Source organism: Paenibacillus sp. R14(2021), from assembly GCF_019431355.1.
Classification (GTDB): Bacteria; Bacillota; Bacilli; order Paenibacillales; family Paenibacillaceae; genus Paenibacillus_Z.
The window spans coordinates 2466315-2489657 of the sequence record NZ_CP080269.1 but is presented as its reverse complement, the minus strand read 5'-3'; the positions used below and the strand labels follow the sequence as shown (position 1 = coordinate 2489657).

Annotated in this window: 22 protein-coding genes and 1 pseudogene; 15 read left to right on the top strand and 8 right to left on the bottom strand. The window is 53.6% G+C overall.

The features are described 5' to 3' along the window. Positions 1 to 21 precede the first annotated feature (21 nt). From KXU80_RS11775 to KXU80_RS11765, 3 genes are all read left to right on the top strand, one after another. Entirely contained in the window at positions 22 to 1254 is a 1233-nt protein-coding gene (locus KXU80_RS11775; RefSeq protein WP_219838355.1) for an MFS transporter, read from the top strand. Between the two features lie 72 nt (positions 1255 to 1326). Beyond that, on the top strand, positions 1327 to 2373 hold the full coding sequence (locus tag KXU80_RS11770; RefSeq protein ID WP_219838354.1) for a Leu/Phe/Val dehydrogenase: 1047 nt from the start codon (positions 1327 to 1329) through the stop codon (positions 2371 to 2373). A gap of 129 nt (positions 2374 to 2502) precedes the next feature. Further along, positions 2503 to 3045 carry a YfiT family bacillithiol transferase gene (locus KXU80_RS11765; RefSeq protein ID WP_219838353.1) on the top strand — a complete coding sequence of 181 codons (543 nt, stop codon included), beginning with the start codon at positions 2503 to 2505 and terminating at the stop codon, positions 3043 to 3045. A gap of 147 nt (positions 3046 to 3192) precedes the next feature. Here KXU80_RS11765 and yfbR read toward each other — a convergent pair whose 3' ends face one another. Further along, positions 3193 to 3786 (bottom strand): 5'-deoxynucleotidase, encoded by a 594-nt coding sequence (gene yfbR / locus KXU80_RS11760; RefSeq protein ID WP_219838352.1) that lies wholly within the window; start codon positions 3784 to 3786, stop codon positions 3193 to 3195. Positions 3787 to 3950: 164 nt separating this feature from the next. Between yfbR and KXU80_RS11755 the strand changes: the two genes are divergently transcribed. From KXU80_RS11755 to KXU80_RS11735, 5 genes are all read left to right on the top strand, one after another. Next, positions 3951 to 5495: a fumarate hydratase gene (locus tag KXU80_RS11755; RefSeq protein ID WP_219838351.1), complete on the top strand. Its 1545-nt coding sequence runs from the start codon at positions 3951 to 3953 to the stop codon at positions 5493 to 5495. An 83-nt stretch (positions 5496 to 5578) separates the two neighbouring features. Next, positions 5579 to 6496, top strand: a complete 918-nt coding sequence (locus KXU80_RS11750) for a bile acid:sodium symporter family protein (RefSeq protein ID WP_219838350.1) — start codon at positions 5579 to 5581, stop codon at positions 6494 to 6496. 50 nt (positions 6497 to 6546) lie between these two features. Next, positions 6547 to 8358 (top strand): two-component system histidine kinase PnpS, encoded by a 1812-nt coding sequence (pnpS, locus tag KXU80_RS11745; protein ID WP_219838349.1) that lies wholly within the window; start codon positions 6547 to 6549, stop codon positions 8356 to 8358. 108 nt (positions 8359 to 8466) lie between these two features. Then, entirely contained in the window at positions 8467 to 9186 is a 720-nt protein-coding gene (locus tag KXU80_RS11740) for a response regulator transcription factor (protein ID WP_219838348.1), read from the top strand. Positions 9187 to 9310: 124 nt separating this feature from the next. Then, positions 9311 to 10093: a sugar phosphate isomerase/epimerase family protein gene (locus tag KXU80_RS11735; RefSeq protein ID WP_219838347.1), complete on the top strand. Its 783-nt coding sequence runs from the start codon at positions 9311 to 9313 to the stop codon at positions 10091 to 10093. Between the two features lie 45 nt (positions 10094 to 10138). Here KXU80_RS11735 and KXU80_RS11730 read toward each other — a convergent pair whose 3' ends face one another. After that, entirely contained in the window at positions 10139 to 11008 is an 870-nt protein-coding gene (locus KXU80_RS11730) for a helix-turn-helix domain-containing protein (protein ID WP_219838346.1), read from the bottom strand. 176 nt (positions 11009 to 11184) lie between these two features. Here KXU80_RS11730 and KXU80_RS11725 point away from each other — a divergent pair, with 176 nt between their 5' ends. The 5 genes from KXU80_RS11725 to KXU80_RS11705 all read left to right on the top strand — a co-directional run bounded on the left by KXU80_RS11725 (position 11185) and on the right by KXU80_RS11705 (position 17678). Beyond that, positions 11185 to 12264: a Gfo/Idh/MocA family protein gene (locus KXU80_RS11725; RefSeq protein ID WP_219838345.1), complete on the top strand. Its 1080-nt coding sequence runs from the start codon at positions 11185 to 11187 to the stop codon at positions 12262 to 12264. A gap of 204 nt (positions 12265 to 12468) precedes the next feature. Then, the gene (locus tag KXU80_RS11720; protein WP_219838344.1) at positions 12469 to 13620 is read left to right on the top strand and encodes a type III polyketide synthase; all 1152 of its coding nucleotides are present in this window, start codon (positions 12469 to 12471) and stop codon (positions 13618 to 13620) included. Continuing rightward, complete coding sequence (locus KXU80_RS11715; RefSeq protein ID WP_219838343.1) at positions 13613 to 14323, top strand: methyltransferase domain-containing protein; 711 nt, start codon at positions 13613 to 13615, stop codon at positions 14321 to 14323. Before KXU80_RS11720 ends, KXU80_RS11715 begins: the two co-directional genes overlap by 8 nt. A 30-nt stretch (positions 14324 to 14353) precedes the next feature. After that, a complete protein-coding gene (locus KXU80_RS11710) occupies positions 14354 to 15502 on the top strand; it encodes an NAD(P)/FAD-dependent oxidoreductase (protein ID WP_219838342.1) in 1149 nt (382 codons plus the stop codon). A 31-nt stretch (positions 15503 to 15533) separates the two neighbouring features. Continuing rightward, positions 15534 to 17678 carry an MMPL family transporter gene (locus KXU80_RS11705; protein ID WP_219838341.1) on the top strand — a complete coding sequence of 715 codons (2145 nt, stop codon included), beginning with the start codon at positions 15534 to 15536 and terminating at the stop codon, positions 17676 to 17678. A gap of 102 nt (positions 17679 to 17780) precedes the next feature. Here the strand turns inward: KXU80_RS11705 and KXU80_RS11700 are convergent, their stop codons facing one another. The 4 genes from KXU80_RS11700 to KXU80_RS11690 form a co-directional block, all read right to left on the bottom strand. Beyond that, positions 17781 to 17933, bottom strand: coding sequence for a DUF6254 family protein (locus KXU80_RS11700; protein WP_170312313.1), 153 nt, complete (start codon positions 17931 to 17933; stop codon positions 17781 to 17783). Between the two features lie 89 nt (positions 17934 to 18022). Further along, on the bottom strand, positions 18023 to 18133 hold the full coding sequence (locus tag KXU80_RS28440; protein WP_374987763.1) for a cytochrome bd oxidase small subunit CydS family protein: 111 nt from the start codon (positions 18131 to 18133) through the stop codon (positions 18023 to 18025). 24 nt (positions 18134 to 18157) lie between these two features. Further along, complete coding sequence (locus KXU80_RS11695) at positions 18158 to 19183, bottom strand: cytochrome d ubiquinol oxidase subunit II (protein ID WP_219838340.1); 1026 nt, start codon at positions 19181 to 19183, stop codon at positions 18158 to 18160. Beyond that, positions 19180 to 20538 carry a cytochrome ubiquinol oxidase subunit I gene (locus KXU80_RS11690; protein WP_258171361.1) on the bottom strand — a complete coding sequence of 453 codons (1359 nt, stop codon included), beginning with the start codon at positions 20536 to 20538 and terminating at the stop codon, positions 19180 to 19182. Before KXU80_RS11690 ends, KXU80_RS11695 begins: the two co-directional genes overlap by 4 nt. Positions 20539 to 21202: 664 nt before the next feature. Between KXU80_RS11690 and KXU80_RS11685 the strand changes: the two are divergent. After that, positions 21203 to 21333, top strand: a pseudogene (locus KXU80_RS11685) (SDR family NAD(P)-dependent oxidoreductase); the annotation flags it as partial. Positions 21334 to 21529: 196 nt separating this feature from the next. Next, positions 21530 to 21877, top strand: a complete 348-nt coding sequence (locus tag KXU80_RS11680; RefSeq protein WP_219838339.1) for a putative quinol monooxygenase — start codon at positions 21530 to 21532, stop codon at positions 21875 to 21877. A gap of 590 nt (positions 21878 to 22467) precedes the next feature. Here KXU80_RS11680 and KXU80_RS11675 read toward each other — a convergent pair. Both KXU80_RS11675 and KXU80_RS11670 read right to left on the bottom strand, forming a co-directional pair. Further along, complete coding sequence (locus tag KXU80_RS11675) at positions 22468 to 22794, bottom strand: hypothetical protein (protein WP_219838338.1); 327 nt, start codon at positions 22792 to 22794, stop codon at positions 22468 to 22470. A gap of 197 nt (positions 22795 to 22991) precedes the next feature. After that, positions 22992 to 23264, bottom strand: a complete 273-nt coding sequence (locus KXU80_RS11670; RefSeq protein WP_219838337.1) for an HU family DNA-binding protein — start codon at positions 23262 to 23264, stop codon at positions 22992 to 22994. Between the last annotated feature and the right edge of the window lie 79 nt (positions 23265 to 23343).

Genomic DNA, 23343 nt, shown 5'->3' with positions numbered 1-23343 from the left:
CTTAGGGAGGACTTTAAAGCGATGAGAACGGGCATTGTGCTGAAATGGAATAACCTGCGGGCCAGCAGGGCGGTAACACCGGAGCGGCGTCTCGGGAAGGAAGCGGTCACCGCGCTAATTATACACGGGTGCTTCCAGTTCGGTGCCTCGATGTCGGGTTTGTTTTTGAATTTGTATTTATGGCGGCTTACGCAGAATCTGCATGTTAACGGTGTCTACAATATCATCGTGTTTTTCTTTACCCCCGTTGCTTTCGCGCTGGGCGGCTGGATCGCCAAACGGAAGGACCGGATGGTTACTTATCGGCTCGGAATCGTGACGATTGCGCTGTTCTATCTGCTGGTCGTCATTGCGCAGGAGAAGGTCGCGGAATGGTATTACCTGTTCGCGGTCTTTAACGGCATGGCGGCGGGACTCTATTGGACCGGCTATCTGGTCCTCATGTATGACGTATCCACGGAGCTGAACCGCGTTCGGTTTCTGGCGATTAATATGGTGGTGTTCAACTCCGCCGGCCTTGTCGGTCCCGCGCTGGCAGGCTTCATTATTGGCATCAACGACGGGCTGAGCGGATATATCATTACGTTCATGGTTGCTTTCGTCATGTTTGTGGTAGCTTCCGTCATCAGCTTCCGCATTCCTACCGTCGTCTCCCACCATAAGGCCTACTACTTGAAACTCATGGGACTTGTCATGCGCCGGAACGCGCTGTGGGTCAAGGGTTTGGCGGCGTTCTTCATCCTCGGGCTTTTTCAGGGGATCATGCTGTTCCTTCCTAATATCTTACTCTTCCAAACGGTCGGCAGGGAGGATCTCGTTGGTTATTTGGGCGTGTTCTTCTCGTCGCTGACGGTAATTACGGGGTATATCATCTCCAGGCGGGCGAAGAAGGAGCCGGTACGCAAGTTCGTGCTTTATTCCTCCAGCGGCATCGTGCTCGGCGCCGTGTTCATGCTCTACGATGTGACGACGTGGACGGTGCTTGTATTTATGATCGCCTTCTCCATCTGCAATCCGCTTGCGGTCAATACGCTCACTTCCTATTATTACGGCCTGATCGGAACGCTGCCGCTGAAGGGTCAGTTGAAAGTGGAATCGGTCGTGATGCGGGAAGTATTCCTGAACGCGGGCCGCGTGCTATCCATTATCGTGCTGCTGTTTTTCTCACAGGATCTCTCTTCCATCTGGCTGCCCGTCGTGCTGATCAGCGCAGCCGTGCTGCAATTTGTGTTATTTTGGCTGATCCGCGAGTAGCTGTCTGGCTGTTCGCATAATTCATACCCCCTGCTCATACTAATTAGTCTCTGTATGAAGGGGGTGCTTGGCATGGACGTCTGGAAGGAAATGAAGCGTCTGCACGTGGAACAAGTGGTATTCTGCCAAGAGGAGCAGGATGGGCTGCAAGCGGTTATTGCCATTCACAGCACGACAAGGGGGCCCGCGCTCGGCGGATGCCGCATGTGGATGTACGATTCAGAGGATGACGCTGTCCTCGACGCGGTTCGGCTCGCGCGGGGCATGACGTACAAAGCGGCCGTCTTCGGCCTGCCCTATGGCGGAGGCAAGGCCGTTATCGTGGGCAACCCGCAGACGGACAAAAGCGCAGCGAAATTCCGCACCTTGGGCCGCTTCATCGAACGGCTGCAGGGGCGTTATGTAACCGGCGTCGATCTCGGCACGACGGTACGGGATATGGATTGGATTCGCCTCGAAACCGCCCATGTGACAGATACGACGGGCACGATCATGGCGGCGGGCGATTTTACGGCCGAGATGACGGCATACGGCGTGTTTCTGGGCATGAAGGCTTCGGCTTATTTTCTGCTGGGCAGCGGGGATTTGAATGGTCGGACGGTAGCCGTGCAGGGGCTTGGCAAGGTCGGATTTCTGCTGTGCGGCATGCTCCGCGATGCCGGCGCGAACCTCGTTATTGCGGATATCGATAGCAGTAGAGTGGAGAGAGCGGTGAAAGCCTACCATGCGAAGGCCGCGGCACCGGATGATATTTACGGCGAGAGCTGCGATATTTTCGCCCCGTGCGCGCTTGGCGGTGTCTTGAACGACGTTACGATTCCGCAGCTTCGGTGCAAAATCGTCGCGGGCGCGGCGAATAATCAGCTGCTGGAAGAAATACGGCATGGCGAAGAGCTGGAGAAGCGAGGCATTCTGTACGCGCCGGACTATGTGCTGAATGCGGGCGGACTCATTATCACGGCATGCGAGCTGCAGGGGCTTGCTCAAGCGGATATGAAGCGAAGCGTGGAGCGGGTTTACGGTACGCTGCTGCAGGTGTTCGAAATCGCGCAGCAGGAAGGCCTGCAGACCTGGCAGGCAGCGAACCGGCTGGCGGAGCAGAACCTTCTGCATCCGTGATAGCTGCGCTTACGGCAATGCGGACCAAACTGCAGCCTGGCCGTGATGCTGGCCGCGGATTGTCCCTAAGCCTCCTCATTTATTCTGCTATACTAATCAAGAAGAAATGGCAGAGAGGAGCATACGGACATGACAACGGAATTGGAGAGACTTCGGTACCCGATCGGAACGTTTGACCATACGGGCGATATTTCCGAAACCCAGCGGAAGGCCTGGATCGAGGAGGTTGCCGCGCTGCCGGCTGGGCTGCGCGGCGCTGTGACGGGCTTGTCGCCGGAGCAGCTGGACACTCCTTACCGGGATGGCGGCTGGACGGTTAGGCAGGTCGTTCATCATGTGGCGGACAGCCACATGAACAGCTTCGTCCGCTTCAAGCTCGCGCTGACGGAGGAGCATCCGACCATTCGGCCCTATTACGAGGAACGCTGGGCGGAGCTGCCGGATTCGCTGGATACGCCGGTTGAGCTGTCATTGACCTTGCTGGACGCGCTTCACGAGCGGTGGGTCAAGCTGCTGAGCCGCATGAGCGCGGCGGAGTACGCGCGGGGCTTCCGCCATCCGTCTTCAGGCGAGGACATCCGGCTCGATTATAATCTCGGCAGTTATGCATGGCATGGGAAGCATCATCTGGCTCACATTACGGAGCTGGCGAAGCGTTCTGGCTGGAACTAGACGAACAATGGGACCGGAGCGCCTTGCATAGGCGCCCGGTCCCATTGTTCGTTCAGCTGTCGCCTCGCCATGCAGCAGCGCAGGCTGCGGACAGTTGTGCGCGAAGTCCGTCGCAGGACTCGGAAGCAGGACCGCGGCCTTTCTCCTTTATTCCGACAGCTCATCTAGCGTCTTGCTGAAGCTCGGCGCCATTTCGGATAGGAACCAGTCGACCTCGGGCATGTCGAGCGCGGTGAGTTTCCCTTCCGTCTGGCCTTTGGCCACGGTGAATTCGCGGTTGCCGGAGGACAGCTCGGACAAGCATTTCATATAGGCGTCAAGCAGGTCGGCTGCCTTCACCATCTTGAGCAGCTCGGCCTGCTCGGCGTCCGGCGATGAGCCGATGATGAGCGGCTCGTACGCATCCTGCAGCGGCTCCGGCACCATGCCAAGCAGCCGCTCCGCGGCCAGCGCCTCGATCTCGCGGAAGTTCGCGAGCATCTTGGGGTTGTGATGCTTGACCGGCGTCGGAATATCGCCGGTGAATACTTCCGCGGCGTCGTGGAACAACGCCATCGAAGCTGCGCGGTCTGCGTTCAGCGACCGCCCGAAGATGCGGTTGCCAATCTCGCAGAGCATATGAGCAAGAAGCGCAACATGATAGGAATGTTCCGCGACTGTTTCGCGGGTTGTATTGCGCATTAAGCTCCATCGCTCGATATAGCGAAGCCGGTACATATAAGCTGTAAAATGACTCTCCATGCTTACAGAATGCTCCTTCTTTGTAGGAAATAGGAGGCGGCGGGCGGCCTCGAATGCGTTATGTTCACTAGGTAGGTTTGTGGTATGATAGATTGTAGTCATTATAATATAGATTATATAGGTAAAGTAGATTCGCGAACAGAGAGAGGAGCCATATTGGACTCATGCAGCACTTTGAACAAAGCGTTTATGACCTTATCGTAGAAACGTCAACGAACCTTCCGGGTGATGTCCGCAAGGTTATTCAGTCCGCCCAGGAGGCCGAGGACCGGGCGACGCGCGCAGGCCTGTCACTATCAACCATCGCAACGAATATCGAGATGGCCGAAACCAACGTTTCGCCAATTTGTCAGGATACAGGGATGCCGACCTTTATCGTTCACACGCCCGTGGGAGCGAATCAAATCGTCATGAAGCAGCAGATCCGCAGCGCGATCGCGCGCGCGACGAAAGACGGCAAGCTCCGCACGAACTCCGTGGATTCCCTTACTGGCGCCAACACCGGCGATAATCTTGGTCCGGGTACCCCCGTTATCCATTTCGAGCAATGGGAACAGGACACCATCGACGTTCGTCTTATCTTGAAAGGCGGCGGCTGCGAGAACAAGAATATTCAATACAGCCTCCCGATGGAAATTCCGGGTCTCGGAAAAGCGGGGCGCGATCTGGACGGCATTCGCAAATGCGTGATGCATGCTGTCTACCAAGCGCAGGGTCAAGGCTGCAGCGCCGGCTTCATCGGCGTAGGCATCGGCGGCGACCGGACGACAGGTTACGAGCTTGCGAAGCAGCAGCTGTTCCGTCATACCGACGATACGAACGCTATTCCTGAATTGGCTCAATTGGAAGACTACGTCATGGAGAACGCCAACAAGCTCGGCATCGGCACGATGGGCTTCGGCGGACAAGTGACGCTGCTCGGCTGTAAAGCCGGCGTGATGAACCGCTTGCCGGCAAGCTTCTTCGTCTCTGTTGCGTATAACTGCTGGGCGTACCGCCGCCAAGGCGTGCTGCTGAACGCGGAGAGCGGCGAGATTCAGTCCTGGATCTATCCAAGCGGCTCCGATACGCCGATGAAGAACGGCGCGGCCGACGAAGCTGCGGAAGCGGTAACCGAGCGCGCCGAGCGCCGCGAGGTCGTCCTGAACACGCCGCTGTCGGAAGAAGATGTGCGCAGCCTGAGAGTCGGCGATATCGTCATCATTAACGGCGAAATGCACACGGGCCGCGATGCGATCCACCATCATCTGATGGAGCACGACGCGCCGATCGATCTGAACGGCTCGGTCATTTATCACTGCGGTCCGGTAATGATGAAGGATGAAGCGGGCTGGCATGTGAAAGCGGCTGGACCGACGACGAGTATCCGCGAGGAGCCTTATCAAGGCGATATCATTAAGAAGTTCGGCATCCGCGCCGTCATCGGTAAAGGCGGCATGGGACCGAAGACGCTGGCGGCGCTTCAGGAGCATGGGGCTGTGTACTTGAACGCCATCGGCGGCGCAGCGCAGTATTATGCGCAGTGCTTCAAGAACGTCAACGGCGTCGATTTCATGGAATTCGGCATACCGGAAGCCATGTGGCATCTGAAGACGGAAGGATTCGCGGCTGTCGTGACGATGGATGCTCACGGTAACAGTCTGCATGCAGAAGTCGACAAGGATTCCTTTGCGAAGCTGGAGCAGTTCAAAGCACCGGTCTTCAAATAAGCAAATCCGATCCGAAATAGACAAAAGAGGGATGTCTTACGCGCAGCTTTGGGCTTGCCTTCAATCAGAAGTTTGAACAATGGATGTTTTTTATTATCCCCGGATCTCTTGTCCTGGGATTCTTTTTTTCTTCGCATCTGCAGCGGCTGGTGCCTGCCGTCCCGTATATGTTCGCCTACGTGACGCTGACGATGGCCCTTGGGTGCGGCGTCGCCCAGCTGCGTGCGGTCATCAGCCGTCCCGGCGTGATGGTGCTCACGTTTCTGCTCGCGCATGTGCTGTCGCCCTTGATCGCCTATGGGCTCGGCACCATGCTGTTCGGCGCGGATTCGCCTTATGTCGTCGGTCTGGTCTTGTTTACGATCATACCGCTCGGCGTCTCCACCGTGCTGTGGGTCGGCATGTCTGCGGGCAGCGTACCGCTCATTCTCGCGATGGTCGTCATCGACTCCGCGATCAGCCCGTTCATCGTGCCCGCAGGCATTCATCTGCTGTTCCATCAAGCGGTACAGACGGATTCGGCGCAGATGATGAGCGATTTGCTTCTCTTAATCGTAGCGCCGACGATCCTTGGCGTTGCGCTCTATGAATGGACCAGGGGCCGTATCCAGCAGGCCGTGAAGCCTTACGCAGCGCCGCTGTCCAAGCTGTGCTTCGTAGGCGTCGTGCTCTTGAATGCAGCTGCGATCGCGCCATATATGGCGACGATGAGCGGAGATTTGCTTCGGCTCGTACCGCTTTCCATCGGGATGGTCGGCATCTGCTACGCGGTCGGTTATTTCGGTACGATGCGGTATCGCAGCCGTGAGCTTCAAGTGACGGTATCCTATGCAACCGGGATGCGCAACATATCGCTTGGCATCGTGCTGGCGATGGGGTATTTCAGTCCGCTGACCGCGGTCCCCGTCGTCCTGTCTATCCTCATTCAACAGCCGCTTGCAACGCTGCATCATTATTTTTTACAAAAGCTTAATAAACCAGCGGCTGGCGCTGAAGGCTAAGTGGAAGTACGATGGGGAGTGAAGGAAACAGCCCAGGGGGTAAACGAACAATGAATAGCTTTCGCGTGCGGCTGACACTAATCATGATCACCATGATCGGACTTGCGGTACTGGCAGCCGGATTATTTATGGGCAAAACCTATCGGGACAACCATTTGGAAGCCCTGCAGGACAATATGGTGCGGGAAATGAGAATCATCCTTGATCATATGGAATGGAAACAGGGAGATCCAAGCGAGCTGTTCGGGTACTATACGCAGCAGGCGCAGCAGCTTAAGGAAATTACGGATACGCGGATTACGTTCATTCGCGGCGACGGGACCGTGCTCGGCGATTCCGACCATGCTCCCGGTACGATGGACAACCATTCAACGCGTGAGGAAGTCATGCAAGCGAAGAAGGAAGGCATCGGACAGACAACTCGTTACAGCGATACGCTGAAAGAGAATCTGCTCTACGTGGCGATGCTGGTGGATCCCAAAAATCCGAATTCGGATATCATTCGCCTGGCGCTCAGCCTGGAGAAGGTGGATGAGAGCGTACAGCGCATCTGGATGACGCTGATCATAGGGCTGCTCATTCTGTTTATTCTTGCCGCGATTATCAGCTACCGGGTCGCACGAGGACTGACGCGGCCGCTGGAACAGATTACGCGGGTATCCAAGCGGATTAAGAACTTGGACTACAAGGCAAGGGTTGTCGTGAAGCGAAACGATGAAATCGGCGAGCTGGGGATGGCCATCAATGCGATGGCGGACAGTCTTCAGGTGCAGATGACCCGCATTCATCAGAATGAAAGCCAGCTGGCGAGCGTGCTCGACAACATGATTAACGGCGTTGTCATGATCGACGCCAACGGGACGATTGTGCTGTTCAACCGAATGGCGGAGGAGATTCTCGGCTTCCCGGCACGCGAGATCATCGGCCAACATTATGCGTCCGCGAAGCAGCAGTATGAGCTAACGCAATTTATTCAAGAAGCGCTCGAGCTGCGAGAGCATCTGCGGGACGAAGTGACGTTTTATTTTCCGACGGAACGTCTCCTTGATCTGAATCTGGTGCCGATCTTTGAAAACGATGAGGAGTTCGAAGGCGTACTGCTCGTCCTGCAGGATGTTACGGCAATTCGCAGGCTGGAGCGGATGCGGAGCGAATTCGTGGCGAACGTATCCCATGAGCTGAAGACGCCGGTCACAGCGGTTAAAGGCTTCGCCGAAACACTGCTCGGCGGCGCAGTTGACGATTCGGAAACGGCCCGCTCGTTCCTGCAGATCATCTATGATGAAAGCGACAGGTTGAACCGTCTTATCGGGGATATTCTGGAGCTGTCGAAGATTGAATCCCGCCGGGTGCCGCTGCTCTATTCGCCTGTTGAGCTTTCGTCCTTTGTCAACAAGACGATGGAGCTGATGAGCGCGGAGGCGGTGCGCAAGCAAATTCGGGTCACGGCGAAGGTCGAACAGGGACTATACGTAGAAGCAGACGAGGATCGTCTTCGGCAGATCGTTATGAATCTGCTTGCGAACGGCATCGCCTATACGGCGGAAGGCGGCTGCGTCAGCATCGTCGTGGAGCCGGTGCATGATCCGAACGCGACGCTGGACGAGTTCGGTCAAGAAAATTACGAGCACATCCGCATTCATATTTCCGATACGGGGATGGGAATACCTAAGAAGGACCTGCCGCGCATCTTTGAACGCTTTTACCGCGTGGACAAAGCCAGATCTCGGAGCTCAGGCGGTACCGGACTCGGACTCTCCATCGTCAAGCATTTGGTGGAGCTGCACAAAGGAACGATCACTGTGGAGAGCAAGGTTGGCAGCGGTTCGACGTTCACGATCGAGCTGCCAGTCATTCAATAGAATTCGTTCGCCTGGCGAGGGGTTTACCCTTTGCCAGGTCAATGCTATGATAGGATTTAGAAATGCGAAACCATGTGCGGCATCTGCCATGGTAGCCTGGGGGTCAACATGACACAAAAAGTGTTGGTCATTGAAGACGAGCCGACTTTGGCAAGACTGTTATCGTATAACCTTTCGCAGGAAGGATACGATACGACCGTTATCGATCATGGTGCGGAGGGTTTGCAAGTTGCGTTGCAGCGTTCATTTGATCTCATTATTCTCGATATTATGCTGCCCGGCATGAATGGGTTTGAAATTTTGTCACGCCTGCGGCAGAACGGCAACCGTACGCCGGTTATCGTTCTTACCGCGCGGAATGCCGAAGAGGAAGTCGTTCAGGGTCTGAAGCGCGGCGCGGACGATTACATGACGAAACCGTTCGGCGTTGCCGAGCTGCTGGCCCGCGTATCTGCCGTGCTGCGCCGGACGAATCATGACGACGCCAAACTGACGGAGTCTACGGACAAGGTAATCACGGCCGGCGATCTGTCCATTTACCCGGAGCGGTATGAGGTCATTCTGAACGGCGAGACAGTTCCGCTTCGGCCGAAGGAGTTCGAAGTGCTGCTCTATCTGGTTCAGCGTCCGGGTATGGTCATTACCCGCGATGATCTCATGAACGTCGTATGGGGCTTCGATTATATCGGAGGCCAGCGTACGGTGGACGTTCACGTCAGCTCGCTTCGCAAGAAGCTCGAGCTTGGCCAGCAATCCGTCGAAATCGAATCGATTCGCGGCGTCGGCTACAAGCTTGTCATGCCGAAGAAACTCGGATCTTCCAAATAGGAAGGTCCGTTTTTTTTGTCCATATCGGGGGAATTACGCACCTATACCGCCTTCAGAAGCTTTGTCTTGACGAAGCATCAAAAAATGGTACCATTCATTTACATACAAATGGAGGTGTCTGGAGATGATTTCATATGGATGGTGCAGAGGGATTGAAGATGCAGCGCTGCTGAAGGATTTGGGGTTTGACTATATCGAGTGCGCGGTCGTATCGCTTCAACTGGAGAATACGGCTGCTCATCGAGAAGTGCTTCCGGCGTACGTAGACAGTCCGCTTCCTGTAAGCGCGTTCAGTATCTTCTTCCCCGGCGATTTGAAGCTTGTTGGCCCTGAGCGCGATGGGGAACGGCTGCGGAGATACGTCCATTCGGCGGCAGAAGCATTGCACAGGATTGGTACCCGGACGGTCGTACTCGGCAGCGGCCGATCACGTACATTGCCGGATGGCTGGGAACGGGGCAGAGGCGAGGATCAGATGCTTCATACGTTGAACGATATTGCCGAGGCGTTCAAGGGGACCGGCTTGACGCTTGCTATCGAGCCGCTGAACCTGAAGGAATGCAACTATATTAACAGCGTCGGCGAAGCGGTTCATCTAGCGAAGCAGCTGAATGATCCGATCATTCGCGTGCTTGCCGATTTCTACCACATGGATGAGGAAAGCGAAGCGCTTGATGCGCTGACGGTACATAAGGAGTGGCTGGCGCATATCCATCTGGCGGATACGGGCCGCATGTCGCCTGGCACTGGGGAGTATCCGTATGCGGAATTTGCCGCGAAGCTGAAGGAAGCGGGATACAGCGGTATGATTTCCGCAGAATGCGGGCTGGGCGAGCCGGGCAAGCCGGAGAAGGAGCTGGCTGCAAGTCTTGCTTTCATGAAACAGACATTCGGCAGCCTGGCTTAACATGTGATATGACCGGTGTTTGGGCGAGCGCGATTGTTCGTGCGCTTACGCCCGGTTCCAGTCCAGCATTTTGCGTTGAAACTGTTTTGGCGAGCAGTTGTTGTATTTCTTGAACATCTTATAGAAATGCGCCATATTCGGCATGCCGATTCGGTCGCCGACCTCTGAGATGCTGAGGTCCTTGGTCAGCAGGATCCGTTCCGCCCATTTGATCTTGCGGTAATTGACGTATTCCGTGAACGACAGTCCGATGGCTTTCTTAAAGAACTTAACGAAATAGTAATAGCTCATATTGGCCAGCTTCGATACCTCGTCGACTTGGATTCGGTCCGTTAAATGCTCTTCGACGTAGTCAAGCACGCCTCTTAGGCGGGCGCGGTCGAAATCCTCATGGTCCGCAAGAACGCGCCTTGTATCGTTGCGGATGAGCAGCAGCAGCAGCTTCTTGATGAGCATGCTGACGGCCAGCTCGTAGCCGTTCTGCTTCGCGGTCACTTCTTGGAGAATCGTGCGGATGCAGTCCTCGGCATCAGAACGGGCGGCCGCATTTTCCTGAAAAATATAGTTAGCCCGGCTGAGCGGGTTCTTGGTTTCGGAGAAAAATCGCATATAGGGCATGGAGCTTTGATCGATGAACTGCTCGATGTCGAACTGCAGGACGATGTAATCGACCGGACTGCGCACGCTGCGATCGCGATGGAGCTGTCTTGCGCCGATGAGCGCGATGTCGCCTTTTTGAAGCCGTACGGCTTCTTCCTCTATATTTACGTCAAGCTCGCCGCTTAGCACGAGCAGCAGTTCAATCTCCCTGTGATAGTGCCAATTAATGAACAACTCGTCATGGCGCTGGGATTGAAACACTTTAATTGACAAAAGAGGGTTTTCATAGACGACCTTCTCATTATAGAATTCCACGGTACCACCCCTTCAACAACAAAATCACATAAAAGCAGACCTATTCTGCCCCTATTATTTTGAACGAATCTTGCACTATACTGATACTAGCATGTGTCTCTATGTCTCAAGCTGTAACTCTTGAGCACACATACTACAAATTATATCATTTCCCGACATATGGAGGTAGAAATTTAATGGCAAAGGCTCGTGTAGGTATTATCGGCTGCGGCGGTATCGCCAACGGGAAACATCTTCCAAGCTTGGCGCAAGTAAAAAATGCTGAAATCGTAGCATTCTGCGATGTCATCGTTGAGAAAGCCGAAGAAGCGAAAGCGAAATACGGCAGCGAAGAATCTAAAGTATATGCTGACTATAAAGAACTTCTGAAAGACGCGTCCATCGACGTGATCCACGTTTGTACGCCGAACGATTCCCACGCTGTCATCTCCATCGACGCGCTGGAAGCCGGCAAACACGTACTTTGCGAGAAGCCAATGGCGAAAACAGCCGCTGACGCGCGCAAAATGCTGGAAGCTGCAAAACGCACAGGCAAAAAACTCAGCATCGGCTACAACAACCGTTACCGTGCGGACAGCCGCTACCTGAAACAAGCGGTCGAAGCCGGCGAGCTGGGCGAAGTTTACTTCGCGAAAGCGCATGCGATTCGTCGCCGCGCCGTTCCGACATGGGGCGTATTCCTGGACGAAGAGAAACAAGGCGGCGGTCCATTGATCGATATCGGCACGCACGCGCTTGACCTTGTTCTGTGGACGATGGACAACTACGAGCCGGCAGTCGTACTCGGCCGTACGTACCACAAGCTGTCCCAAACGGAGAACGCTGCGAACGCATGGGGCCCGTGGGATCCTGCGAAATTCACGGTTGAAGATTCCGCTTTCGCCATGATCACGATGAAAAACGGCGCGACGGTTATCTTGGAATCCAGCTGGGCGCTGAACTCCCTTGAAGTGGACGAGGCTAAAGTATCCCTGAGCGGTACGAAAGCCGGCGCGGACATGAAAGACGGCCTTCGCATCAACGGCGAGCAAAACAGCCGTCTGTACGTGAAAAACATTGAGCTGAACAGCGGCGGCGTTGCTTTCTACGAAGGCGCAAGCGAAACGCCTGAAGTACTTGAAGCTGCTTGGTGGATCGATGCCGTATTGAACGACAAAGAAACATTCGTTAAACCGGAGCAAGCGCTCGTGGTTTCCGAAATTCTTGAAGCGATCTACGAATCGTCCCGCACAGGAAAAGCGGTATACTTCGAATAGTCATTACGAACTGCCGATAGAGCCGGAGATGGATAACCATCTCCGGCTTTTTGCTGTATTTAGGCATGAAGCCGGCAGGGGGCCGATTTTGTTGGGCGAGCAGGAAAATTTCATCATATTGATCGGCAATCAGGCATACATATGCTTAATGCGACCAGCATGTCCGATCATGAAATGTGGTTAGGCAAGGGAGGAAGAGAAGAAATGAACCAAGCAGATGCATCCATTGCGATTCTGGGAATCGGAACGGCGGTACCGGAATATCGTCTCGATCAAGCGGATACCTCGCGACGATTGGCTGAGGCATTAATAGAGCGACCTGATTCCGCGCGCTGGGTCAAGCGGATCTTCAAGCAGTGCGGTGTCGAAACACGCTATACCTGTGAACCGGATCTGCTGCAGCCTGCCGAAGCCTGCCGTTATTTCTCGGCGCAATCCAATCGCTCGTATCCGACTACTGCCGAGCGCATGGCGACTTATAAGAGAGAGTCCATACCGTTAGGACTGAGAGCGGCAAGAAGGGCGCTTGCGGATGGCGAAGCCGCCTTGTCCGACATCACGCATCTGATTACGGTCAGCTGTACCGGACAGTTCCTTCCGGGGCTCGACGCTGAGCTGGTTAAAGGGCTGGGGCTTGCTCCGACGGTCAATCGGATGCCCTTGACCTTCCTGGGCTGCGCCGCAGGTTTAAAGGCCGTATGTTTAGCGAAGCAAATCGTTAGCGGCAATCCAGCTGCGAACGTATTGATTGTTTGCGTTGAGCTTTGCACGCTGCATATTCAGCCCTCTAGCATGAGGGAGGCGCTGTTCGGCGCTTCATTCTTCGGTGACGGGGCTTCGGCTTGCATCGTAGGCACGGCGGGAGCCGGACGTCACGGCATTTTTCAATTGGGCGGCGATCATTCCGCGCTGATGCCCGACTCCGCGGAAGAAATGGTATGGGAAATCGGAAATTACGGCTTCGAGCTGTATCTCTCGACGAACATTCCGAAGCTGATCGGCAGATTCATTCCCGAACAAATCGAGCAACTGCTGCGTGGTGGCCAGCAGCCCGAGTTGTGGGCCATTCATCCCGGCGGCAAAGGTATTATCGACACGCTGGCGGAGATGTACGCGCTGACGGACGAACAAGTGCAGCCGAGCCGCGGCGTATTGAGCAAGTATGGCAACATGTCCTCCGCCACGATTTTGTTCGTGCTTCATGAGATGAGGCTGGAGCTGGAACGCCGAGGCTCCGGGCCTGTAAGCGGCTTGTCCCTCGCCTTTGGGCCGGGGCTTACGTGCGAAATGATCCAGATTGGATACCTTCCTGGCGCTTCGCTTCCAGAGCGGCTGCGGGATGAAGCGCATGCTTAAGCGGCTTAAGGAGCGAGCGACCGAGCTCGAGCTGATGGATGACTTTACAATGGGAGGCGCTGAGCTGCGCGAAGCGCTGCGGCAGCTTCGCGTCCTTAACCGAATCTTCGCCGCCGCGGCGCCTACGCTCTATGGCGTACACCGATTATGGGCAGCGGCGGACAAGCCTAAGCGCTTCTCGGTGCTTGATATCGGATCCGGTTCGGGGGATGTGAACCGAAGCCTGCTGCGCTGGGCAGACGAGAACGGGATTGAGCTCTGCATCACGCTTGCTGACATTACAGACGAGGCCTGCGAAGAGGCTAGGCTGCTGTATCGAGGCGAACCGCGAATCAATGTCATGCGCCGCGATTTGTTCGAACTGCCAAGCGGCTGCGCGGATGTTATTACGGGAACACAATTCCTTCATCATTTTGAAGAGAGCGAACTCCCCTGCGTCGTAAACCGCATGCTTGCAGCGTCTCGCATAGGAGTCGTAATTAATGACATCCATCGGCACTGGATGGCTTGGGCTGCGGTGTGGCTTGCAACGCGAGTGCTCTCAAGAAACCGCTATATCGTAAACGACGGTCCTCTATCCGTGGCGAAAGGATTTCGCAAGGAGGATTGGCAGCAACTGCGTCATGAGCTGTCGGGCACAGCTGAGATGCTGGTTGCGTGGAGACCTCTATTTCGCTATGCGGTCATCCTGTGGAGAAGCTAAGTCAAATTCAATTCAGCGGAGTTGATAAGGGTGAATCAGATCCGGGATGCCGCCGTACTTGGCGCAGGAATCGCCGGCAGCAGCTTGGCCAAAGCTTTGGCAGACCGGGGCTGGGACGTCGTGCTGGTCGACCGCCATTCGTTTCCGCGCCACAAGGTGTGCGGCGAGTTTCTATCCCCCGAATCCCGGAGCATGCTGAGCAGGCTTGGCTTGCACGAGGCCGTGGAGTCGCTGCAGCCCAGCTTGATTGACCGGGCACGGCTGTTTTTCGGCGACGGGAAGCCTCTGGAGCTTCCGCTGCCCGGCACTGCAATAGGCGTAAGCCGGCATTCGCTCGATGCTGCGCTGCATCGAGCTGCGCTGCAAGCAGGGGTGCATATCCAGACCGGAGCAGCGGTAACTTCTATAGCTCCCGACGGCAATGGCTACGCCATTGAGACGAAACAAGGAGGAGTACGAGCTATACTTCGGGCGCGGGCTGTCATCGCGGCATGGGGAGCTAACGGCCGCTCTGCTCTTCTTTCGGATCATCGCCCCGAGCGAGAGGGTCAACAACCGTATATCGGCGTGAAATCGCATTTCGCGGGAATCGAGATGGAGCCTGCGGTCGAGCTTTATTTTGTAGAAGGCGGCTACGTCGGCCTATCCCCCGTCGAGGGTGGGCTCGTCAACGCAGCGGCGCTGCTCAAACGGAGCGCTTTCCCGAACACGGAAAAATCGATTCTAGGCTGGCTGAATGCCGCAGGCCGCCGAAACCCGGCGCTGCATGGCAAACTAAACCAGGCCATTCCCGTCCATGGTACTCAGACAGCAGTGGCTCCCGTTCAACTTCACCGCAAGCCTATGCCATGGGGAGTCATTCCGCATGTGGGCGACGCAGCGCTGATGCTCCCTCCCTTGTGCGGTGACGGCATGGCTATGGCGCTGCGTTCGGCAATACTGTGCGCGACGCTTGCGGATCGGTATTTATCCGGCGCGATTTCACGCTCCGAGTGGAAGCATGCATATACCGCGGCTATACTTCGGGAATTCAACGGGCCGCTAAAGTGGGGGCGTCTTCTGCAATGGCTGTCCGGTGTTCCCGTTCTGCCCCGTATGCTGTTTGGCGCCGCCCGATTGTCGCCTGGACTGGCTAATGGACTGGTTCAAGCCACGCGATTGAAGGAAAGCGATATCTAGGCTTCAACGAGATTCATAAAGGAGCGCGGCCATGGACCTTCGGAAGCTTGCCATTCTCTCCTACCGATACCCGAAAATCATCCTTCTGTTCTGGGCTGCATTCTTGATCTATTTCGGCTTCTCGGCCGCTAAGCTGCCTTCCGTGCTGAAGGATCACGGTTTAACGCCGAACGGCTCTTATCTGGAAGTGGAGCAAATCTTATCGAAAGCGTTTCGCATACCGGAGGATCCGGTTATTCTTGTGTTCGAGAAGAAGGCGTCCGTATCGCCAGGCCAATTCAGGTATGCCATTCAGCAAACGCTGCTTTCGCTGGGGAACATTGACGGCCTCAGCGAGATGATTTCTCCGCTGGAGCGAGAGGGAATGAGGAAAGGGAACTTCGCTTACGCCCTGCTTGCTTTCAATCAGAAGCCGCATGAAATGAAGCCGGTGCTCGCTTTTATTCAGAAGCGTCTGCCGAATGATGGCAATATCGTGGCTGCAATGACAGGCAAATCCGTCGTTCAAGCGGATGTGAACGAAGCCAGCCAGCGCGATTTCAGCAAGGCAGAACGGATCGGCATTCCGGTGGCTTTCCTGATCCTTTGGATCGCTTTCGGGGGCATGATTCCGGCGCTGATTCCAATTGTCATCGGAATGATTGGGGTTACCGGTACGATGGGATTCATGTATATGGTGGGGTCGAGAATCGAGTTGTCCAACTTTGTGCTGAATGTCATTCCGATGGTGGGCCTTGCGCTCAGCATTGATTTTGCGTTATTGCTGGTCAGCCGGTTTCGGGAGGAGCTGCAGCGAGGGCCGGCCTTGCAGGCGTTGATACGTACAATGGAGACCGCAGGAAGAGCGGTTGTCTTCTCTGCGCTCAGTATTTTCTTGGGCTTGGCGGGGATTCTGTTCATTCCGCTTCCGATGTTTTCGACGGTGGCACTTGGCGCGATGGCCGTGTTATCCGTGTCGGTGCTGCTCACGTTAACGCTAGTTCCGGCCCTGCTGGGCGCACTGTGGCCGGCCATGCAACCGAGAAGGAGGCCTTTGTCCCCTTATCGTCGAGGAAACCGATGGTATTCCCTGTCAAGCAGCGTGATGCAAAGGCCTCTCCGCATGCTGCTGCTGGCTTCGTTCGTATTGATTGGCTGCTTACTGCCGTTAAGCCGGATGAGTGTAACCGTTCCGGATGCGACATCCTTGCCCTCAAGTTACAGCTCCCGCATGGCCTTCGAGGTGTATCAGAGCCATTTTCACCCGCGAACGCATGCAGCCGTATATCTTGCAGTCCAAGGAAAGTCATGGGAATTGAAGAAAGCGGACTGGATGAACGCCTACGCGCTGACGCTTAATTTATCGGCCGATCCGCAAGTGCGGCAGGTAGAATCGGTTTTCTCAAGCTTGCGGCTGCCGCCCGCACAGTTGTACGCCCAGTATCGCGACGCGGGCTTTAACGCGAGGTACGGGTCGATAGCCAGTCAATTCGTGAAAGACAACCGCATGCTTATCCAAGTTACTTTGCAAGGCGAGCCGTCCTCCAAGGAAGTCAGAAGCTGGCTTCGACATTGGGAGCAAGAAGGCAAAGCGTCGCTTCTTCCTTTTATGCTGGGCGGTGAAGCCAAATATCAGCAGGAAGTGTTCGACGACATCTTCCTCAATATCAAGTTTGTGCTTTTGTTTATATTCGTCTCCAATTATGTGGTGTTGTTCGTTGCGTTTCGCTCCGTGCTGATTCCGTTCAAAACGATTGTCATGAACCTTCTCAGCATAGGGGCATCTTTTGGCATTTTGGTATGGATCTTTGCGGAAGGACATGCCGGCATGGAGCCGAGCAGCATCGCGATTATGATTCCAGTCTTTATATTCGGGCTGGTCTTCGGCATCAGCATGGATTACGGGGTGTTCCTCGTATCGCGGATTCACGAGGTTTATCAGCAGACGCAGGATAACAGCCATGCGGTTCTGGCGGGATTGGCTTCCATCAGCAGGATCATCAACTCCGCAGCGGCCATCATCATTGCGGTAACGCTGCCGTTTGCGTTCGGAGAAGTGGCTGGGGTGAAACAGCTGGGGGTAGGCATTGCGGCTGCGATCTTCATTGATGCGACGATCATACGGATGATTGTCGTTCCTTCATTAATGAGGATGTTCGGCAAATGGAACTGGTGGGCACCGAGCTGGTTGAAATAAGCCGGTTCCAACAGCAAAACGACCTTTCTCCATAGAGGCAAGGTCGTTTTGCTGAGGAGGAAACTTAAGCCATTCTTAAGGCCCAGCTCACAAGCGTTTTTTCTAATCTCCGTTGTTACGCGCGTTCTCGTAACCGGCAACGCCTGATGAGCCTTCGTCGGAAATCTCTGCGAGCGACTTAACCTCGCCATGCGGCTTCTGGTTCTGCTTGCGGCTCTTCCACGCGTTCTCGCGGCGGTTCTTGGATGATGTCATGGTTGAGGGACTGCTCCTTCGCTTGCTGTAGTCGTCCTGTCGGCATGCTGCTTCAGAGACGATATTAGCGTGTGCGGAACGTGCTGGAATTATGTCTTCCGATTCGATGCTTTCGGGGAGCGGGCACCCCACCAGAACAGATAACCTACGGACAGCGCCACGACGATGAACGGCGCGGCGAAAACCAGGAATTTCTCCATATGAACAGCCTCCTCTTCGTTCAATTATTTGCCGCGCTTGCCCTGCACATACTTGGTATCGAACAAAAACAGCCGCATGAGCAGGTAAAGCGACGGAACAAGCAGCAACAGCCCGAGAATGAATACGGAAATCAGCGCGAGTGCCATCGGCCTGCTGGTGAAATTATCGTGAATGGTCAAATACGGATACAGGATGTACGGCAAGTGGCCAGCACCGTAGCCGAAGAATGCAAACCCGAACTGCAGCATGACGAAGATGAACGATAGACCGAGCCGTTTGCGCGTCCATACGTGATAGACCGCGATCAAGAAGCAGGCGAAGGACAAGACGAACATCCACGCATGCTGCGTCATCCGCTCGAAGTGCTCCGCATTGTGTCCGCGAATCGCGAAGAAGACGAGCAGGCTGCATAGGATCGTTGGTCCGCTCCAAGCGAGCGCGTATTTGCGCACGACCTCAAAGGCGCCGCGGTCATTCGCCCGGTCGGCGTAGTAGCTTAGGAACATCGCCGAAATGTAGAGCACGCTCACGAGAGCAAGCAGGACAACCGTCCAGGAATAGGTGGACGCAATCAGCTTGCTGAACAGGAAGGTCACCTTCCCGCTGTCGCTGACCTGAATATAACCGCCTTCCGAGATCGTCATGACAGTGGACAGGGAAGCGGGAATGAGCAGACCGCTGGCGCCGTACAGAAGCATGTAGAATCGGTTGTTCTTGTTCGTGCCGTAGGTGTTAAACGCATAGTACGAGCCCCTTAACGCAAGCAGGACAATCGCGATGCTCCCCGGAATGAGCAGCGCAGTACCGTAATAGTAGGCCGTATCGGGGAAGAACCCGACGAACCCGACGAAAAAGAAGACAAGGAAGACGTTCGTGACCTCCCACACCGGCGACAGATACCGCTCGATGATGTTGTTGATGAGATGCCGCTTGCCGGTTATCGTGCTGTAATAGCTGAAGAAGCCGGCGCCGAAATCAATGGATGCCACAATCAAGTAGCCGAACAGGAAGATCCAAAGTACCGTAATCCCAAGCACTTCATAGCTCATAGCTCGCCGCCTCCTTGAATGCCTTTGGCCGCGATTTCTTCTTCTGCTGGGTTACTGCGGAACATCCGAATCAAGACGGTCACCGCCGAGACGGCCAGCACGAGGTAAAGCAGGGCGAACACGATCAGCATCGTATCGACATGGTCCGAAGCCGTCGCGCCTTCCGTGGTGCGCATAATGCCGCGAAGCAGCCAAGGCTGACGGCCAACCTCCGAGAAAATCCAGCCATGCTCGATGGTTAGCATAGCAAGCGGAGCGGCAGCAATAATACCGCGAAGCATCCACTTGTTCCGGTAAACCGCATCGCGCTTGCGCCATAACAGCACAAGGAAGGCAGCGCCTATGGCGACCATGATGGAGACGAAGGCCATTTTCGTATCAAAGAGATAATGAATAAAGAGCGGCGGATGCTCGTCTTCCGGGATGTCGTTCAGGCCGGTAACTTCCGCATTCGGCAGTCCATGGGCGAGGAAGCTAAGCGCGAAAGGAATCTTGAGTCCGTATTTGATACGGTTGTCCTCCGTAAGCACGCCGCCGAGCACGAGCGGTGCCTGCTTCGTCGTCTCGAAATGCCATTCCATCGCGGCCAGCTTCTCCGGCTGGTATTTGGCTAAATATTTGCCTGACAGATCGCCGATGGCGGCGCTCGCGAGCAGGAAGACGCACGCGGATACCATCGTCAGCTTGAGTGCTTTCTTGTAATAGACATGGTCGCGGCCCTTTAGCAGCGACCAGGCGGAGATCGCGGCCAAGATGAAGGCACAGGTTAAGTACGCCGTCACGAGCACATGCGAGACTTTCGTCGGCATGGCCGGGCTCAGCATGGCACCGAACGGCGAGATGTCGACGATGTGGCCGTTCTTCACCGTCACGCCGGCAGGCGCGTTCATAAAGGCGTTGACGATGGTGATGAAGCATGCTGACGCTGACGAGCCAAGAACGACGGGGATGAGCAGCCATAGGTGCGTCTGTCTGTTCTTGAACCGGTCCCAAGTATACAGATAAATGCCGAGGAAGATCGCTTCGAAGAAGAACGCGAACGTCTCCAAGAAGAGCGGCAGCGCAATGGATTGGCCGGCTACCCGCATAAAGCTTGGCCACAGCAGGCTGAGCTGCAGTCCGATGGCCGTTCCCGTCACGACGCCGACGGCGACCGTAATGACGAAGCCGCGCGCCCAGCGGCGCGCCATGAGCAGATAATGCTCGTCGCCGCGTTTGATCCCGATCCACTCCGCAAGAGCGATCATTAGGGGCACGCCAACGCCGATGGTGGCGAAAATAATATGGAAAGCAAGTGTGAGACCCGTAAGCATCCGGCTGTACATAACCGGATCATATCCGCTGAGCAGCATCATTATCACTCCCAAAGCTTGGTATCGTATTTAATGAATGGATGAGACGTAACCTTATTCAAAAAGATATCTGGACAGGGACAGCAGCATGATTACCGCTACGACGATACAGAGAATGATAAGGCGCTTCTCCTGACTAGCGACACGGCTCCTGTCCCTTCCGGCTTGTTTATTGCGGTTCAAGTCGATAACCTTCTTCCTGTGTGAAATGGCAGTTCTAATCCAATTAAACGTTTATGCCCCTAGTATAATCGAATATTGTGATTTATTTCACAATATTTGTGACGAGTCTTTGAATAATTGTGATTTATTTCACAAGTGGTGATTGTTGATTGATGACGGAAAGCTATGAAATTGTGGCAGATGAAACAAGTCGCAAAGTGCTGCTGAAATTGTCCAGTGGTGTACATCGGTATACCCTAAATTATTTAATTGTGCGGATGTGCCTCGAAAGACTTAATTATTACTTTTTGGTTACTATATAACCAAAAAGTGCGTACTTCTCAATTTGTCACTTACACTCCATAATAAGTCTTGTGGGGATTATATAAAAAGTATGTTGCTTACAATAATATAGTAATATTACTTCCTCCACAAATCGAATAGCGTGCTTGGAAAGGCAGTAACAAATGGCCTTCCCGGCCTTAATAAGGAGAGGACAGAAATCATGGGAAAATATAAAGGTAAAGTAGTATCGTCACCGGAGGAACAAGCGGTATTGGACTTGCGACGGCACAGCGATTTGTAACAGTGGGCGCGCATGTCTTCGTTACCGGCCGCAGACAAAGTGAGCTGGAAATCTAACTTTACTGTTGGGCACAGGGCCCAAAGGCAAAGCGCCTTGAAGCTCTTTATTGCAAGATTATTATTATTATGCAAAAAGCCGATCTTAAAGTATCTTCCTGAATCAAAGCGGTGTTTGCATTAAGCTATATTTGTTCACGGAGCTTCACAAATATAATTAGTTAAAATTGAACCTTAAGGAGAATATAAAATGACTAAAACAGATCAGACAGTAATTATAGCTCGCTTTCAATTGAAACCTAATTCGGACAAGCAGGCTTTTTTTGATAATCTGAAACCGTTGTTTGATACAATGTCAAAAGAGTCGACATTTGTAAATGGAATTGTACATGAAAATGTCGATAATCCTGATGAAGTTGTATTTTATGAAATCTGGAACTGCTCTAAGGAGACTTGGCTGGCAGAAGAAGAATCCAAAGCTTACCGTCAAGGTCCTTACACGAGAGCAGCAGAATTTTTGGTGGGAAGAGAGCTTAGTTTCTACACATCGATGGGTGAATGGGGAACTACGATTACTGCAGGTAAGCATTTTTCTTGATTGTTTAAATTGTTTTTTGAAATAAATGGGCAGCTTAGAAAATGTCACTGGTACGCGGGAGGCGGCATCGTTCATCCTTGAAGCCGTTCTTATGTAAAGATTGACCGGAGGCAAACCCGCTTCCGGTCTTTATTTTTCCCAATATTATTCTTCCGACCAGTCCAGCTGTTCTGTGAAAAAAAGTATTAGCGCTGCGTTCGTTAGGTATGTGTTCATGCGCTCTTTGCATCTGGCACTCTTCCAGAACTTAGACGCTTCCATGGGGAGAGCGCCGCGTATTCCTTCGTAGTCAGCGTCCATATGTCGCCCGTGCCTCTACGGGATAAATTTCCGCTCGTCGCATGATGAATGGAGTGCTCATTTTTCCATTGCTCAAATGGAAAGAAGGTAAGGATTCCCGTAATCGTCTCAATAATTGCATTCGTTTTTTTCTGGCGAAAAATGACTGATGACAACAATCATGCAATATTATGAAGATTCGGATCATGAATCCGGCTGCTGGAATTGTAAGCGCCAGTGTGATCCATATTGAGATCGAAAGACTTACATAAGCGAGACCCCGCAGCAGGATGAAAGGAACATGCTATTGATCACTGCCAGACGCTCTTCCTTAAATCCGATTTATTTTGAGGAGCCATTTTCTTCTTCCAGCGGGTGTATGCTTGAAGTGATTTCATCGTAACCCCCTTTTCTTGGGAACCGCTCGCAGCAATGAATTTCCCGAACTTACCAAGAGGTTCCTGACCTTTCGATCCGAAAAGGCAATATAAAGGAGGCAGCCAAGCAAAAGGCATCCACCCCAAACGGTGAAGAAAAATGAAGAAAAAACGCAGAAGGTCATCATTAACCATGACCTCTTCTTTATTGTTCTTATAGGGCGGTTGTTTAGAATCTTTTCTCCAATTATGATATCCCATTCCCTTCCTTACTTGTGCAATTTTTTATTTTGCTCTGACCGTCCACTTTGCTCTGCAAACTCTGTTTATTCGAATAAAAATTAATAATGTCATCTATGGTCGTGAATGTGACACTAACGTTCGAATCATGTGTATTTATTTTAATAATCTAACCGCTTTTCTGATGTGGTCACATCTTTATTTTCTATGAGCTAAGCTTAATTTAGAGCTCTCTTCAGAGTTATGCCTGCCGTGAATACGGGAACTTTACCCGCTGGAACTTCCACCTCTTCACCTGTTTTACGGCTTATTCCCATGCGTGCTTCACGATTACGGACATCAAATTTTCCGAAGCCTACTAGTTGAACTTTATCGCCTTGCTTTAAAGCTTCAAAAATGGAGTCTAAAACATGCGTTACAGCTTTTTCAGCATTCTTTTTTGAAAACCCACTAGATTTCGCCACATGTTCGATCAATTGTTCTTTGTTCATTTCCGATACCTCGCTTTATATGTTTTTAATAGACGAAAAAGACATTTCTTCGTGTTATAGATGTAATATCAGGTATAAA